At 64.6% G+C, this 13,400-nt stretch carries 14 protein-coding genes; 1 reads left to right on the forward strand and 13 read right to left on the reverse strand.

Going from position 1 to position 13,400, the window contains the following annotated elements:
- Positions 1–10 precede the first annotated feature (10 nt).
- From LB566_RS00950 to LB566_RS00965, 4 genes are all read right to left on the reverse strand, one after another.
- On the reverse strand, positions 11–760 hold the full coding sequence (locus LB566_RS00950; protein WP_224622515.1) for an ABC transporter permease: 750 nt from the start codon (positions 758–760) through the stop codon (positions 11–13).
- A complete protein-coding gene (locus LB566_RS00955) occupies positions 757–1,695 on the reverse strand; it encodes an ABC transporter ATP-binding protein (RefSeq protein WP_224622517.1) in 939 nt (312 codons plus the stop codon). Before LB566_RS00955 ends, LB566_RS00950 begins: the two co-directional genes overlap by 4 nt.
- Positions 1,692–2,855 carry an ABC transporter permease gene (locus LB566_RS00960; RefSeq protein ID WP_224622519.1) on the reverse strand — a complete coding sequence of 388 codons (1,164 nt, stop codon included), beginning with the start codon at positions 2,853–2,855 and terminating at the stop codon, positions 1,692–1,694. The genes LB566_RS00955 and LB566_RS00960 overlap by 4 nt, the downstream gene beginning before the upstream one ends.
- Before the next feature lie 196 nt (positions 2,856–3,051).
- A complete protein-coding gene (locus LB566_RS00965) occupies positions 3,052–3,963 on the reverse strand; it encodes an ABC transporter substrate-binding protein (RefSeq protein WP_224622521.1) in 912 nt (303 codons plus the stop codon).
- A 205-nt stretch (positions 3,964–4,168) separates the two neighbouring features.
- Between LB566_RS00965 and LB566_RS00970 the strand changes: the two genes are divergently transcribed.
- The gene (locus LB566_RS00970) at positions 4,169–4,741 is read left to right on the forward strand and encodes an NADPH-dependent FMN reductase (protein WP_140549080.1); all 573 of its coding nucleotides are present in this window, start codon (positions 4,169–4,171) and stop codon (positions 4,739–4,741) included.
- A gap of 14 nt (positions 4,742–4,755) precedes the next feature.
- On the opposite strand, the gene LB566_RS00975 is transcribed toward LB566_RS00970, so the two are convergent.
- The 9 genes from LB566_RS00975 to LB566_RS01015 all read right to left on the reverse strand — a co-directional run bounded on the left by LB566_RS00975 (position 4,756) and on the right by LB566_RS01015 (position 13,375).
- On the reverse strand, positions 4,756–5,970 hold the full coding sequence (locus tag LB566_RS00975) for an MFS transporter (RefSeq protein WP_224622522.1): 1,215 nt from the start codon (positions 5,968–5,970) through the stop codon (positions 4,756–4,758).
- Positions 5,967–6,467: a transcription antitermination factor NusB gene (gene nusB / locus LB566_RS00980; RefSeq protein ID WP_140494035.1), complete on the reverse strand. Its 501-nt coding sequence runs from the start codon at positions 6,465–6,467 to the stop codon at positions 5,967–5,969. The genes LB566_RS00975 and nusB overlap by 4 nt, the downstream gene beginning before the upstream one ends.
- Entirely contained in the window at positions 6,464–6,958 is a 495-nt protein-coding gene (gene ribH / locus LB566_RS00985; RefSeq protein ID WP_224622524.1) for a 6,7-dimethyl-8-ribityllumazine synthase, read from the reverse strand. The genes nusB and ribH overlap by 4 nt, the downstream gene beginning before the upstream one ends.
- Positions 6,959–7,195: 237 nt before the next feature.
- A complete protein-coding gene (locus LB566_RS00990) occupies positions 7,196–7,813 on the reverse strand; it encodes a riboflavin synthase (protein WP_224622526.1) in 618 nt (205 codons plus the stop codon).
- Positions 7,814–7,824: 11 nt separating this feature from the next.
- On the reverse strand, positions 7,825–8,949 hold the full coding sequence (gene ribD, locus LB566_RS00995) for a bifunctional diaminohydroxyphosphoribosylaminopyrimidine deaminase/5-amino-6-(5-phosphoribosylamino)uracil reductase RibD (protein ID WP_411910447.1): 1,125 nt from the start codon (positions 8,947–8,949) through the stop codon (positions 7,825–7,827).
- Positions 8,950–8,951: 2 nt separating this feature from the next.
- Positions 8,952–9,431 carry a transcriptional regulator NrdR gene (gene nrdR / locus LB566_RS01000; RefSeq protein ID WP_010915593.1) on the reverse strand — a complete coding sequence of 160 codons (480 nt, stop codon included), beginning with the start codon at positions 9,429–9,431 and terminating at the stop codon, positions 8,952–8,954.
- 136 nt (positions 9,432–9,567) lie between these two features.
- A complete protein-coding gene (locus LB566_RS01005) occupies positions 9,568–10,158 on the reverse strand; it encodes a hypothetical protein (RefSeq protein WP_140549085.1) in 591 nt (196 codons plus the stop codon).
- Positions 10,159–10,239: 81 nt separating this feature from the next.
- Positions 10,240–11,553 carry a serine hydroxymethyltransferase gene (gene glyA / locus LB566_RS01010; RefSeq protein WP_140549086.1) on the reverse strand — a complete coding sequence of 438 codons (1,314 nt, stop codon included), beginning with the start codon at positions 11,551–11,553 and terminating at the stop codon, positions 10,240–10,242.
- A gap of 181 nt (positions 11,554–11,734) precedes the next feature.
- Positions 11,735–13,375: a Na+/H+ antiporter gene (locus LB566_RS01015; RefSeq protein WP_224622528.1), complete on the reverse strand. Its 1,641-nt coding sequence runs from the start codon at positions 13,373–13,375 to the stop codon at positions 11,735–11,737.
- Between the last annotated feature and the right edge of the window lie 25 nt (positions 13,376–13,400).

Here is a 13,400-nt window from a genome sequence, read left to right on the forward strand (position 1 = left end):
GGATGGAAGCCTACTCGGCCTGGCGCCCCATGCGCCGCGCGGTATAGCGCTCGACCGCCGACAATCCGTCATAGATCAGCACGGCCAAGGCGGCGACGATCAGGCCGCCCTGCAAGATGAAAGCGAGATTGTTGGACAACAGCCCGGCAATGATCACCTCGCCCAAGGTCTTCGCCGCTACCGTCGAGCCGATGGTGGCGGTGGCGAGGCTGATCACCACCGACAGCCTTATCCCGCCGAGGATGACCGGCGCGCTGAGCGGCAATTCGACCTTCAGCAGCCTTTGCCAACCGGTCATGCCGGCACCGCGCGCCGCTTCCATGACATTGCCGGGCAACGTCGTCAGGCCGGTCAGCGCGTTCTCGAAGATCGGCAGCAGACCATAGAGGAACAATGCGATCAGCGTCGGCTTCTCGCCGAACCCGACCGCCGGCACGGCAAGCGCCAGCACCGCCACCGGCGGGAAAGTCTGGCCGATATTGACCAGGCTGCGTGACAGCGGCAGGAATTCGGCGCCGGCAGGCCTGGTGACCAGGATGGCGAGCGCGACCGCCACGACGGTGGCGGCGAGCGTGGCGATCAGCACGGTGCGCAGGTGCAGCAGCATCAGCGTCAGCAGGCTGCCCTGATTGTAGATCACCGGCGCGCCGTTCTCGGTCAGCGGCTTGAGCAGCGGCTCGAACCAGCCGGGACTGGTGACGAAAGCGACCAGCAGCACCACCAGCGCAAGCCTGAGCAGCAACGGCAGCCAGGCTTTCATGCCGGCCTCGCCGCACGCTTCACCAAGCCGTCGACGGTAACGCGGCCGAGCGGCTTGCCGTCGGCATCCTTGACCGGCAGCGCCGGACGGCCGGACCAGAGAAGTTCGGCCAGCGCGTCGCGCTGGCTGGCGTCGTCGAGGATCGCCTCACCTTCCGCCGCGCCCTTTTCGACTGCGTCGCGCACGCGGCCGAGCGACAGCAGCCGGAACGGTTTTTCGCTGGCGCCGACCAGGGTCTCGACGAAGCCGCTGGCCGGCCTCGCCAGTATCTCCGCCGGCCTGGCATATTGTACCAGCTTGCCGGCATCCATGACGGCGATCTTGTCACCCATATGCACGGCCTCTTCCATGTCATGGGTGACGAGGATGATGGTGGTGCCGAAGCGCCTCTGGATCGCAAGCAGATCTTCCTGCGCCTTGGTGCGGATGATCGGGTCAAGCGCGCCGAACGGCTCGTCCATCAACAGCACATTGGGTTCGGCCGCGAGCGCGCGAGCGACGCCGACGCGCTGCTGCTGGCCGCCGGAGAGCTCGTGCGGATAGCGTGGGCCGTAGGCCTGCGGGTCGAGTTGATAGAGCGTCATCAGTTCGTCGACGCGGGCCTTGATGCGATCCTTGTCCCACCCAAGCAGCACCGGCACGGTGGCGATGTTCTGCGCCACCGTTCGGTGCGGGAACAGGCCGTGGCCCTGGATGGCGTAGCCGATGCTGCGGCGCAGCTCGTAACCAGGCACCGAGCGGTTGTCGGCGCCGTCAAGCTTGATGACGCCGGAAGTCGGCTCGACCAGCCGGTTGATCATGCGAAGCAGCGTCGTCTTGCCGGAACCCGAGGTGCCGACGATGACGCAAAGCGTGCGCGGCTCGATGATCATCGAGACGTCATCGACCACCGCGGTCGCATCGTAGCGCTTGGTAATGCCTTCGATCTCGATCATGCGGGGTCCGCCCTGCGCTTGGTTGAGGTCATTTCGATCACCGCGTCGAGAATGATGGCGGCAGCGAAGGCGAGCGCGACCGTCGGCACGGCGCCAAGCAGCACCAGATCCATCGCCGTCTGGCCGACGCCCTGGAACACGAACACGCCGAAGCCGCCGCCGCCGATCAGGGCGGCGATGGTGGCGAGGCCGATGTTCTGCACAAGCACGATGCGGATGCCGGTGAGGATCACAGGGAAAGCCAGCGGAAACTCGACGCCGAACAGGCGTTGGCGATCGGTCATGCCCATGCCGCGCGCCGCGTCATTGGCGGCACGCGGCACACCGGCAAGGCCGACTACGGTGTTGGCGACGACCGGCAGCAGCGAATAGAGGAACAGCGCCACGAACGCAGGTGCCGTTCCGATTCCGCGGATACCAAGCGCGGCAGCTCCCGGCACATGCGCCGCCACCCAGCCGAGCGGCGCGATCAGCAGGCCGAACAACGCGATCGAGGGAATGGTCTGGACGATGTTGAGCACGTTGAGCACGCCGGCGCGCAGGCGCTCGACGCGATGGCACAGGATGCCGAGCGGCAGGCCCAGTATCACCGCCGCCGCCAGCGAACCGAGCGCCAGCGTGACATGTTTGGCGCCCTCGGCCCAGAAACTGTCGGCACGGTTGAAATACTCCTTGAGGATCGAAAGGCTGTCCCAGGATCCCGATATCAGCAGCAGCCCGATGGCGAGCGCGGCAACGACAAGCACGCCGACACGTGACCAGGGAGACAGGTTCATTCTCGTCAGCACGTCGGCCAGCAGGAGGGTAAAGGCGAAGACCAGCAGCCAGAACCCGGAGGCCGGCGAAACGCGCGCGAAGGTGTTGCCTGCCGGGGTCAGGAATGTGCCGGTGACGCCGATCAACAGCGCGAGAGCCGCCAGCGTGATCACGCTGGCGACAAGGCGCAGGACGAGCGGCGTTTTCAGCAGCGCGACAAGCGCGGCTGCGACAATGATGGCCAAAAGCAGCGGGCCGGCCATTGCCGGAAGTGCCTCAACGATCGAGCGCGCCTGGCCGGGCACGATGCGATTGGCGCGGAACGTGGCGAAAGGAGCGGCGAACGCCGCATAGGCAGCAATCGCGGCAATGACCACGCCGAGCTTGTCGAAGCGCAGGGTCATGACGCGCGTTTGCGCGAGGCGCCCCCCTCTGGCCTGCCCCCCACGAGGGGGGAGATCAGATGACGTGATGGCCTTCGCCAATCTCCGTCGTCGTAGAAAGAAGCGAGGCGCGCAAACTGCCAATCTCCCCCACTGTGGGGGAGATGTCCGGCAGGACAGAGGGGGGCGCCTCGCATCAACGTCACGGGTGCGCTGACTACTTCAAGAACCCGTTCTTTTTCAAAAAGTCTTCCGCCACACCCTTGACCGGCTCTCCGCCGACCTGGACGCGGCCGTTGAGTTCCTGCAGCGTGACGAGGTCGAGCTTGGCGAAGACCGGCTTCAACAACGTCTCGATCTCGGGATGCTCCTTCAGCACCGCCTCGCGGATGATCGGCGCCGGCTGGTAGACCGGCTGCACGCCCTTGTCGTCGTCGAGCACGACCAGCCCGGAGGGCGCGATGCCGCCGTCGGTACCGTAGACCATGGCCGCGTTGGCGCCATTGGTCTGGTTGGCTGCCGCTGCGATGGTCGCGGCCGTGTCGCCGCCGGAGAGCGTGATCAACTGGTCAGGTTTCAACGTGAAGCCGTAGGTGGTCTGGAAGGCCGGCAAGGCCGCGGCTGAATTGACGAACTCGGCCGAGGCCGCGAGCACGACCTTGCCCCCGCCGGCGACATATTTGCCGAAGTCGGACAGGGTGGCGAGCTTGTTGGTCTCGGCCACCTCCTTGCGCAGTGCGATCGCCCAGGTGTTGTTGGCCGGTGATGGCGACAGCCAGACGATCTTGTTGGCGTCATAGTCGAGCTTCTTGGCCGTCTCATACGCCTTGGCGGCGTCCTTCCAGACCGGGTCGTCGGTCTTCTCGAAGAAGAAGGCGGCATTGCCGGTGTATTCGGGATAGATGTCGATCTCGCCGGCGGTGATTGCCTTGCGCACCACCGGCGTGCCGCCGAGCTGGATGCGGTCAGTGGTCTTGATGTTGTTGGCATTGAGGACGAGCTGGATGATGTTGCCGAGCACGCCGCCCTCGGTGTCGATCTTCGAGGAGACGACCACCTGAGCATTCGCCGACGCTATCGTAATACCGAGCGCGAGCGCCGCGCCAGCCAGAACCTTGATTGAAAACATTGTGAAAATCCCTTGCTGTGAACCGGAATTCGGTGCCGCATATGAGCACGGCTCCAACGTCTCGTCGGGGCACACGGTTTCATAACAAGTGGTACAGACGCAATATTTTTGTTCGGAAGGCCTATTGCGACGCGACGCTGGCGATCTGCTGCCATCTGGCGGATAATGCAGCGAGGGTGCGGGCGGCAAACACGGAGAGCGTGTCATGGCCATACACAAAGTCGGTTACCTCATCGGCAGTCTTGCCCGGGAATCCATCAACCGCAAGCTCGCGAAGGCGCTCGTTCAACTTGCCCCTCCCGAACTCGAAATGACGGAAATCTCGTTCAAGGATCTGCCGCTCTACAGCTACGACTATGACGCCGATTTCCCGCCGGTCGCCCAGGCTTTCAAAAAGGCGATCGCCTCCGTCCAGGCCGTGCTGTTTGTCACCCCAGAGTATAACCGCTCTATTCCCGGCGGACTGAAGAACGCAATCGATTGGGCCAGCCGCCCCTACGGCAAGAATTCCTTCGCGCGCAAACCGTCAGCCGTCATCGGAACATCGCCGGGCGCCATCGCGACCGCCGTCGCTCAACAAAGCCTTCGAAGCGTTCTGAGTTTCTGCAATTCGCCCCAGATGAACGCGCCTGAAGCTTATATCCAGTTCACGCCGGGGCTGATCACGGACGAGGGCGAAGTGACGGTCGAATCAACCGAGGACTTCCTGCGCAACTATATGGCTGAGTTCCACATGTTCATAGCGCGAGTGCTTCAGGTTCTGCCGCCGGACGCATAGATTCAAATTGGGCGTCAAGCCAGACGCAAGCTCGCCATCCTCAGAGCGCCGAGCGCGACGAAGCATAGCATAGTGACGGGAAAGATCATCCAGTTGAGCATGGTCCAGCCCCAGGCATTGTAGACCATGCCCGACATCAGCGAGGCGCAGGCCACGGAGCCGAACAGGACGAAGTCGTGGAACCCCTGCACCTTGCCCTTTTCGGAAGGCCGGTAGCTTGCCGCGACCATGGCCGTGGCGCCGATGAAGCCGAAATTCCAGCCGAGGCCGAGCAGGATCAGCGCCGTCCAGAATTGCCATAGCGCCAGGCCGGACAGCGCGACCACCGCACAGCCGATCAGCAGCAGGAGGCCGGCCGCGACAATGCGTTCAGCACCGAAGCGATGGATCAGCGATCCGGTGAAAAAGCTCGGCCCGAACATTGCCATGACATGCCAGGAAATGCCGAGCGTCGCATCGTCCTCCGACAGGCCGCAGCCGACCATGGCAAGCGGCGCGCCGGTCATGACGAAGCTCATCAGGGCATAGCTGCCGACGGCGCAAAAAAGTGCCGCGACGAAACGCGGCTGCGTAACGATCTCGGCCAAGGGCCGGGCATCGCTGCCGGCAATTTCCGTTCCGCCGGCGGTGGCCCTCGCCGGCAGGCGCAGCAATGACAGGATCGCCGCGCCGACGGCGGCCAGCACCAGGATGGATGCGAACGAACCGGCAAACATCACCGGTGCGAACAACTCGCGGGTGAAGATGACGATCTGCGGTCCGAGAATGGCGGTGATGATGCCGCCCGCCAGCACGAAGGAAATGGCGCGCGCCTTGAACTGCGGCGGCGCATTGTCGGCGGCGGCAAAGCGGAACTGCTGGACGAAGGCGCCACCGACACCGATCACCGTCAGGCCGAAGGCGAACAGCCAAAAACTGCCATGGAAGAGTGCCAGCGTCGCGACCAGACCGCCAAGCGCGGTGACGATCGTACCGGTCATGAAGCCGCCGCGCTGGCCCATCGCGCGGATGATGGCCGCCGCCGGCAGCGCACCGAGCGCCACTCCGAGATTGAAGCCGGTGATCGGCGCCGTCGCCAGCGACTTGTCGGGGCCGAGCAGATATTGACCGGCCAGCGCGCCCATGGAGATGGCGATGGGCGCCGCCGAACCGATGATTGCCTGCGAGGCGGCGAGGATCAACGCGGTGCGCCGCGCCTCCCTGGCCGCCTCGATGGCGATCGCCGTCACGAAGCGTCCTTGCCGCGTCCCTCGCCACGCACCCGACGGGAGACGCGATCGAGCACGGCGTTGACCAGCTTCGGCTCGTCTTCCTCGTAGAAAGCCTTGGCGATATCGACATATTCGGAAACGATCACCGCCACCGGCACGTCTTCGCGCTTCATCAGTTCGTAGACACCGGCGCGCAGGATGGCGCGCAGCGTCGAATCGAGGCGCGACAGCGGCCAATCATCGGTCAGCGCCTGGCGGATAACCGGATCGATGGTTTTCTGGTCCTCGACGACACCGGTGAGGATGGCGCGGAACCATTGGGCATCCGCCTCGCGGTAAAGCGCACCATCGACTTCCTTGCCAAGGCGGAACGCTTCGTATTCGGCGGTGATCTCGAAGACGCCGCTGCCGGCGACATCCATCTGATAGAGGGCCTGCACGGCGGCAAGCCGCGCCGCGCCGCGCTTGTTGGCGTGGCGCACCGTGGGCTGTCCGGGCGAAGCGGGGTCGCTCACGATCGCGCTCCCAGTCGTTCCTTGAGCGCGATCATGGTCAGCGCCGCGCGCGCGGCAAAGCCACCCTTGTCGCCTTCCGAACGTTTGGCCCGCGTCCAGGCCTGCGCGTCGTTCTCCGTGGTCAGGATGCCGTTGCCGATGCAGACCGAGTCCTGCACGGACAGGTCCATGAGTGCGCGGCTGGATTCATTGGCGACAATATCGAAGTGATAGGTGTCGCCGCGGACGACGGTGCCAAGCGCGACGAAGCCGTCATAGTTCGTGGCGCCTTCCGCCGCGCCGTCCAGCGCGAAGGTTATGACGGCGGGAATTTCGAGCGAACCTGGAACGGTGACGACGTCGTAGGTCGCACCCGCTTCGTCAAGCGCGCTCGTCGCGCCTTCGAGCAGCGCGTCGGCAAGATCGTCGTGGAAGCGTGCCTCGATAACGAGAAGGTGGGCCTTCTTCTTCGGGCGAATGAACGCTTTGCCGTGTTGGGATGTGCCAGCCATAAATGTCTCCGGGATCGCCGGTGACTTAGGCCGAAGCCGGATTGATCGCAAGCACAAGATTGCCTCATTGGGCCGGGGTACCGAGATCGGACAATCTGTAGCGACGCTTTGAGCCCAGGCAACAATGGCGTGGGCCACTACCCGGCCAGCATCTACATCGGCCACCTCAGCCGCGCTTGCACTTTGGAATTCCTGTGTTCCATCACCGCTAGTTCCTCATGAACAGCTCGGCGATGCTCAAAGCCCCTCTTTCGCCGCTTCCGCCAGCCGTGCCGCATAGCGGGCCATGGTGTCGATCTCGAGATTGACGCGGTCGCCGACCTTGCGCTCACCCCAGGTGGTGACGGTCAGCGAATGGTGGATCAGAAGCACGTCGAAGCGGGTGCCTTCCACCTTGTTGACGGTGAGCGAGGTGCCGTCGAGCGCCACCGAGCCTTTCGGCGCGATGAACTTCGCCAGCTCGCGCGGCGCTTCCAGCGTGAAGCGCACCGCATCGCCCTCATCCTTGCGCTCGACGATCTCGGCGGTACCGTCGACATGGCCCGACACGATGTGGCCGCCAAGCTCATCGCCGATCTTCAACGCCCGCTCCAGATTGATCCGCGTGCCCGATTTCCAGCCCATCGCCGTCGTCAGCCGGAGCGCCTCCTCCCAGGCCTCGACTTCGAACCAGCGCGCGTTCAAGCCGCTGTCGGGCAAGGCCGTCACGGTAAGGCAAACGCCGCCGCAGGAGATCGAGGCGCCGATGGCGATGGTTTCGGGATCATAGGCGGTGTCGATGCGCAATCCCACGCCTTCCCGCAGCGGCTTGACGGCCGCGACGGTGCCTATGTCGGTAACAATGCCGGTAAACATCGGTGTTGATCCTAAAAGTCTCTTATCCACTCGGCGTAGCTGTCCTCGCCGAACCGCATCTCGCGCAGTTTGCGAAATCCCGCCGGGACATGGTTGGCATCGATGGGCGATGCAATGCCCCCCTTGCCGATCGCCTCCGGCCCCCGGAACAGCACGATGCGGTCGACTAGGCCTTCCGACAGAAAGGCGCTGGCCACCTTGGCTCCGCCTTCGACCAGCACGCTGGCCATGCCGAGCGCGGCAAGATCCTCGAGCAGTTCCGGCAGCGCCACGCCGCCTTCATGCGTCTCGGTGCCGATGAAACGCACGCCGGCGCGTTCGAGCGTTGCCCGCCGCAGAGGATCGGCTTCCAGGCAAGCCGCGACGTAGAGCGGCACCCGGTCGACACCGGACACCAGTTTCGAAGTCTCAGGCAGCCTGATCTGCCTGTCGAGCACAATGCGCGCCGGCGACCGGTTCTCCAGTCCCGGCAAGCGCACCGTCAGCGCCGGGTCGTCCTCCAGCGCCGTGCCAATTCCGATGAGGATGGCATCAGCCTCGGCGCGCATCAAATAGACTTCGCGGCGCGCAATGTCGCCTGTGATCGACACCTGCCCAGCCCCTTCCATGCCGATCTTGCCGTCGCTGGAAAGCGCCAGCTTGAGAGTCACTTCCGGTCGTTTCCTAAGCGATCGAATGAGATAGCCGGCCATCTGCTCGGCGGCCTCCGCCGCCAGGACATTCTCCACAACCTCGACGCCCGCGGTGCGCAGGATCGCGTAGCCTTGGCCCGACACGCGCGGATCGGGGTCGCTGGCGGCGCCAACGACGCGCGCGATGCCGGCATTGACCAGAGCGTTGGCGCAAGGCGGCGTGCGTCCGTGATGCGCGCAAGGCTCCAGCGTGACATAGGCGGTGGCGCCGCGCGCCAGTTCGCCCGCTTCGGCGAGTGCCTCGGTCTCGGCATGCGGGCGGCCGCCGACGGCGGTGACGCCGGTGCCGACGATCATCGGGCCCAAGCCATCGTCGCGCACGATGAGTGTGCCAACGGAAGGATTGGTTGAGGTCCGGCCCGCATTCCTGCGCGACAGTCTGAGTGCAGCCGCCATGAAACGGCGGTCAAGGGCTGCCTGTTCGGCCTCGCTGCGTTCCGCCATGCTCAGCCGGCGTCCTCTTCGCTCTTGTCCTCGTCGCCCTTCAATTCCCCCAGCAGTTCATGGAAATCCTTGGCCTCGCGGAAATTGCGGTAGACCGAGGCGAAGCGGACATAGGCGACGTCGTCGAGCGACTTCAGCGCTTCCATGACCAGCCGCCCAACTTCGCCCGAGGCCACTTCGGTCTCGCCGGAACTTTCCAGCTGGCGCACGATGCCGGTCACGGCACGATCGATGCGCTCGGGATCGACATTGCGCTTGCGCACAGCGATCTCGACGGAGCGCAAGAGCTTGTCGCGGTCGAAAGGCACTTTTCGCCCCGACTTCTTGACCACGACGAGGTCGCGCAACTGCACGCGCTCGAAGGTGGTGAAACGGCCGCCGCAATCGGGGCAGACGCGACGCCTGCGGATCGCCGCGCCATCCTCGGCGGGGCGTGAATCCTTCACCTGCGTATCTTCGGACTGGCAATAGGGACAGCGCATTGAGAGCCTTGGGTTCGCGAATCTGGTGAGGCGAAAAGGCTTAGAGCCTTTTGCCACGATGGCAAGGCACGCAGACCCTTTCGCGTCAGAGATAGCGAGCCGCGAGGCAGATTGCCACCTGCCTCAGCACACCTGGCTAGGGTGCAACGTCCTTGGTCGGAAAGCCGCATGATGTGCCGAGGTTGCGGTAGGCCTTGGTGAAGCCGTCCATCGGAATGCTGGCGAAAGCCTCTTTGCCGAAAGCGACATCGAGCGAGGTGACTTTGCGCATGGCTCGCAAGAGAGCGAGACTGGTCTTGGGCTGGTTGTCGACCGTCCAGCTGGGACGGCCGTTGACGGCATCGTTCGAATAGACCGTGGCGGAAACCTTGACGCCAGGATCACCAAAAGTGGCGGCGATCTTCTTGCCGGTGGGAAGGTTCCCGTTGTCGACAATAATCATGATGGCCGGGTAGGCGTCCGGCGGCATGGCGTCGCCGTTCGAGATCGACAGCGTCAGCGTGCCCGAATTGCCGCTGGCATCGAAAAAGGCGGTGGAAGCGGCGCAGGTCTTGCGCGCATCCTGGCCGGTGTCGAGCGTATCGACGATGGTTGTCCATCTGCCGAAGGTAGCGGTGGCGGGCATTTCTGGAGCGGGTTGGGTCTGCGCAAGGGCAGCTCCGGGCAATGTCAGGAAAACGCCCAGCAAGGCTTGGGCGCCAAGAGTGGCGGGGCGGAAATTACGCATCGTCTGGTCTCCAGTTCGGCGCGTCGACCGATCGGGGGTCGGCGCGCCGCTGGCGGATAAAAGATGACGCGTGGCGCGAGGTCAACCGAGATAAGGGTAGAGCGGGAATCGATCGGTCAGCGCCACGACCTTGGCCTTGACGGCGGCCTCTACCGCGGCATTGCCATCATCGGAATTGGCGGCCTTGAGGCCATCCAGCACCTCGGCGATCAGCTTGCCTATTTCGCGGAACTCGGCCTGGCCGAAGCCGCGCGTGGTGCCGGCGGGCGTGCCGAGCCGCACGCCGGAGGTGACGAAGGGCTTTTCCGGGTCAAAGGGGATGCCGTTCTTGTTGCAAGTGATGTTGGCGCGCCCAAGTGCGGCCTCGGCGCGCTTGCCGGTGGCATTCTTGGGACGAAGGTCGACCAGCATCAGGTGATTGTCGGTGCCGCCCGACACGATGTCGAGGCCGGTCTCCTGAAGGCTGGACGCGAGCGCCTTGGCGTTGGCGGCGACGCTCTCGGCATAGAGCTTGAAGCTCGGCTTCAGCGCCTCGCCGAAGGCAACCGCCTTGGCGGCGATGACATGCATCAGCGGCCCGCCCTGCAGGCCGGGGAACACCGCCGAGTTCATCTTCTTGGCGATCTCCTCGTCATTGCACAGGATCATGCCGCCGCGCGGGCCGCGCAGCGACTTGTGCGTGGTGGTCGTCACCACATGGGCATGCGGCAACGGCGAGGGATGCACGCCGCCTGCGACGAGGCCGGCGATGTGGGCCATGTCGACCATGAGGTAGGCGCCGACCGCATCCGCGATCTCGCGAAAACGCTTCCAGTCCCAGATGCGCGAATAGGCGGTGCCGCCGGCCAGGATAAGCTTCGGCTTCGTCTCATGCGCCGTCTTCTCGATGGCGTCCATGTCGAGCAGGTGGTCGTCCTTGCGCACGCCGTAGGACACGACCTTGAACCATTTGCCGCTCATGTTGACTGGCGAGCCGTGCGTCAAATGCCCGCCGGAATTGAGGTCGAGGCCCATGAAGGTGTCCCCCGGCTGCAAGAGAGCCAGAAACACCGCCTGATTCATCTGGCTGCCGGAATTGGGCTGCACGTTGGCGAAATTGCAACCGAACAGTTTTTTCGCGCGCTCGATCGCCAGCTCCTCGGCGACATCCACGAACTGGCAGCCGCCATAGTAGCGCTTGCCCGGGTAGCCCTCGGCGTATTTGTTGGTCATGATCGAACCCTGCGCTTCGAGCACGGCGCGCGAGACGATGTTCTCAGACGCGATCAGTTCGATCTCGTGGCGCTGGCGTCCGAGTTCGTTGCGGATGGCGCCGAAAATTTCCGGATCGGCGTCTTCCAGCGTGGTTTCGAAGAAGGATTCGAATTTGTTCGACGCTGCCGCTGCTGTTGCCATGGCCTGAATTCCTTAGGTCCGGAGGGTCGGTTTTCTCTTGCGCATGCCGTTGTCCCAAACCGCTGCACATTTTCGGGTGACAGGATCGGGTTCGCCGCGCCATTAACACAGTTGTTTTCGCCTCGCCACGTTTGCGGCGCGAAATTTGCTGGCCGGATTGCGGCAGCAGAGCGGCGGACCGTCATTTCCTGTCGCGCCGCTGCTTCAGAAGAGCCTCGGTCAAGGTGATCTCGGAAAACAGCGCCCGCATCGTATGGTCATTGATCTCGCGGCTGAGAAACATGGCGCGTAGCGCGGCGCGCTCGGCTTCTATGCCGGCGGCCCTGAGTTCAAGCTCCAGACGGCTCGCCTCGCGCGCCTCGGCACGCGCTTCGTCGGCCTCGTCGGAGGCGGCGATGCGGCGCCGGTAGCCGGCGACGATGCTGTCGGCAACGGCAAGCCGTGCCTCGACGGCCCCGCCCTCGCCTGCCTCATTGGCGATGCTCTCGATCCTGGCGATCGCCGCATTGGCTGCGCCGACCCGCGCCCGGCGCTCCTCGGCCGCCGCCGGGTCCTCGCCCGGTTCGACCAGCCCGCGAGCGATCTTCGGCAGCGCGAGGCTGGCGATGGCCAGCGAGCAGATGATGACCCCGGCGGCGAGGAAGATCACCACGTCGCGGGCCGGGAACGGCGAGCCGTCCTGCATGGTGAGCGGCAGCGACAGGATGCCGGCCAACGTGATCGCTCCGCGCACGCCGGCGACCGATCCGGCGAGCCGCACGCGCAGGCCGAACGGCTCGGCCTTTCGCTTGCCGAGCCGCGCCGACATGGCGCCAGCCATGTCGCCGATCCAGATCCACAGGAAACGCAGGCCGATCAGGCAGAGCGTCAGCAGCAGCACTGTCAGCACCGGCTCGATGATCCAGTGCCGGCTGGACAACTCCGGCGGCACTTTACGGATAATATCGGGAAACTGCAGGCCAAGCAGGATGAAGAGCGCGCCGTTGAAGACGAAGGACAGCGTCGACCACAGCGACATCGTCTGCATGCGCGCCGAGACGCCGAGAAAGCGGAACATGCCGGAAACTCCGGTCAACAGGCCGGCGGTGACCGCCGCCAAGATGCCCGAGGCGCCGATATGCTCGGCGCCGAGATAGGAGACGAAAGGCACCAGGATCATGACCAGAACCTGCGCCTCCGCCGGCACGCCGCCGATGCGGTTGAGCAGTTGCAGCGCCTTGGCGGCAACGAACAGCGCCGCCATGCCGGCGAGAATGCCGGCACCTACGGCATAGAGGAAGCTCAGCGAGGCCGCGGCGAAGGAAAAGCTGCCGGTCAATGCCGCCGCCACGGCAAAGCGGAACATGACCAGACCCGACGCGTCGTTGAGCAGCGACTCGCCTTCCAATATGTGCATCAGCCGCGCCGGAACGATGTTCCTGTCGACTATGGAAGACACCGCCACCGCGTCGGTCGGCGACAGCACCGCGGCGAGCGCGAAAGCGACGACGAGTGGGATGCTGGGCACCAGCCAATGCAAGGCGTAGCCAAATCCGACGATGGTGAAGAAGACCAGTCCGATGGCAAGGTCGAGGATGGGTCCACGCAAGGCGACAAGCTCTCGCTTGGGCGCAGCAAAGGCATCGGCGAACAGAAGCGGCGGAATGAATACGAGCAGGAACAGTTCCGGATCGATCTCGACATGCAGCCCGCGCGCCGGCCAGGCCAGCGCAGCACCCATGGCGATCTGCAGAACCGGCAGCGGCACCCGCACCAGCCGCACCAATGCACCGGAAAGCGCCACCAGGACGAGCACGACGAGGATGAAGACGGCAACTTGCATGGTCCGATTCCGGCAGTTTTGCCGA

This window comes from Mesorhizobium sp. CA13, from assembly GCF_020165235.1.
Taxonomy (GTDB): Bacteria; Pseudomonadota; Alphaproteobacteria; order Rhizobiales; family Rhizobiaceae; genus Mesorhizobium.

What these genes read in the sequence shown, in the direction of transcription:
- LB566_RS00950 (WP_224622515.1), bottom strand. Translation starts at nt 760, where the DNA reads ATGAAAGCCTGGCTGCCGTTGCTGCTCAGGCTTGCGCTGGTGGTGCTG.
- LB566_RS00955 (WP_224622517.1), bottom strand. Translation starts at nt 1,695, where the DNA reads ATGATCGAGATCGAAGGCATTACCAAGCGCTACGATGCGACCGCGGTG.
- LB566_RS00960 (WP_224622519.1), bottom strand. Translation starts at nt 2,855, where the DNA reads ATGACCCTGCGCTTCGACAAGCTCGGCGTGGTCATTGCCGCGATTGCT.
- LB566_RS00965 (WP_224622521.1), bottom strand. Translation starts at nt 3,963, where the DNA reads ATGTTTTCAATCAAGGTTCTGGCTGGCGCGGCGCTCGCGCTCGGTATT.
- LB566_RS00970 (WP_140549080.1), top strand. Translation starts at nt 4,169, where the DNA reads ATGGCCATACACAAAGTCGGTTACCTCATCGGCAGTCTTGCCCGGGAA.
- ribH (WP_224622524.1), bottom strand. Translation starts at nt 6,958, where the DNA reads ATGGCTGGCACATCCCAACACGGCAAAGCGTTCATTCGCCCGAAGAAG.
- LB566_RS00990 (WP_224622526.1), bottom strand. Translation starts at nt 7,813, where the DNA reads ATGTTTACCGGCATTGTTACCGACATAGGCACCGTCGCGGCCGTCAAG.
- ribD (WP_411910447.1), bottom strand. Translation starts at nt 8,949, where the DNA reads ATGGCGGAACGCAGCGAGGCCGAACAGGCAGCCCTTGACCGCCGTTTC.
- nrdR (WP_010915593.1), bottom strand. Translation starts at nt 9,431, where the DNA reads ATGCGCTGTCCCTATTGCCAGTCCGAAGATACGCAGGTGAAGGATTCA.
- LB566_RS01005 (WP_140549085.1), bottom strand. Translation starts at nt 10,158, where the DNA reads ATGCGTAATTTCCGCCCCGCCACTCTTGGCGCCCAAGCCTTGCTGGGC.
- glyA (WP_140549086.1), bottom strand. Translation starts at nt 11,553, where the DNA reads ATGGCAACAGCAGCGGCAGCGTCGAACAAATTCGAATCCTTCTTCGAA.
- LB566_RS01015 (WP_224622528.1), bottom strand. Translation starts at nt 13,375, where the DNA reads ATGCAAGTTGCCGTCTTCATCCTCGTCGTGCTCGTCCTGGTGGCGCTT.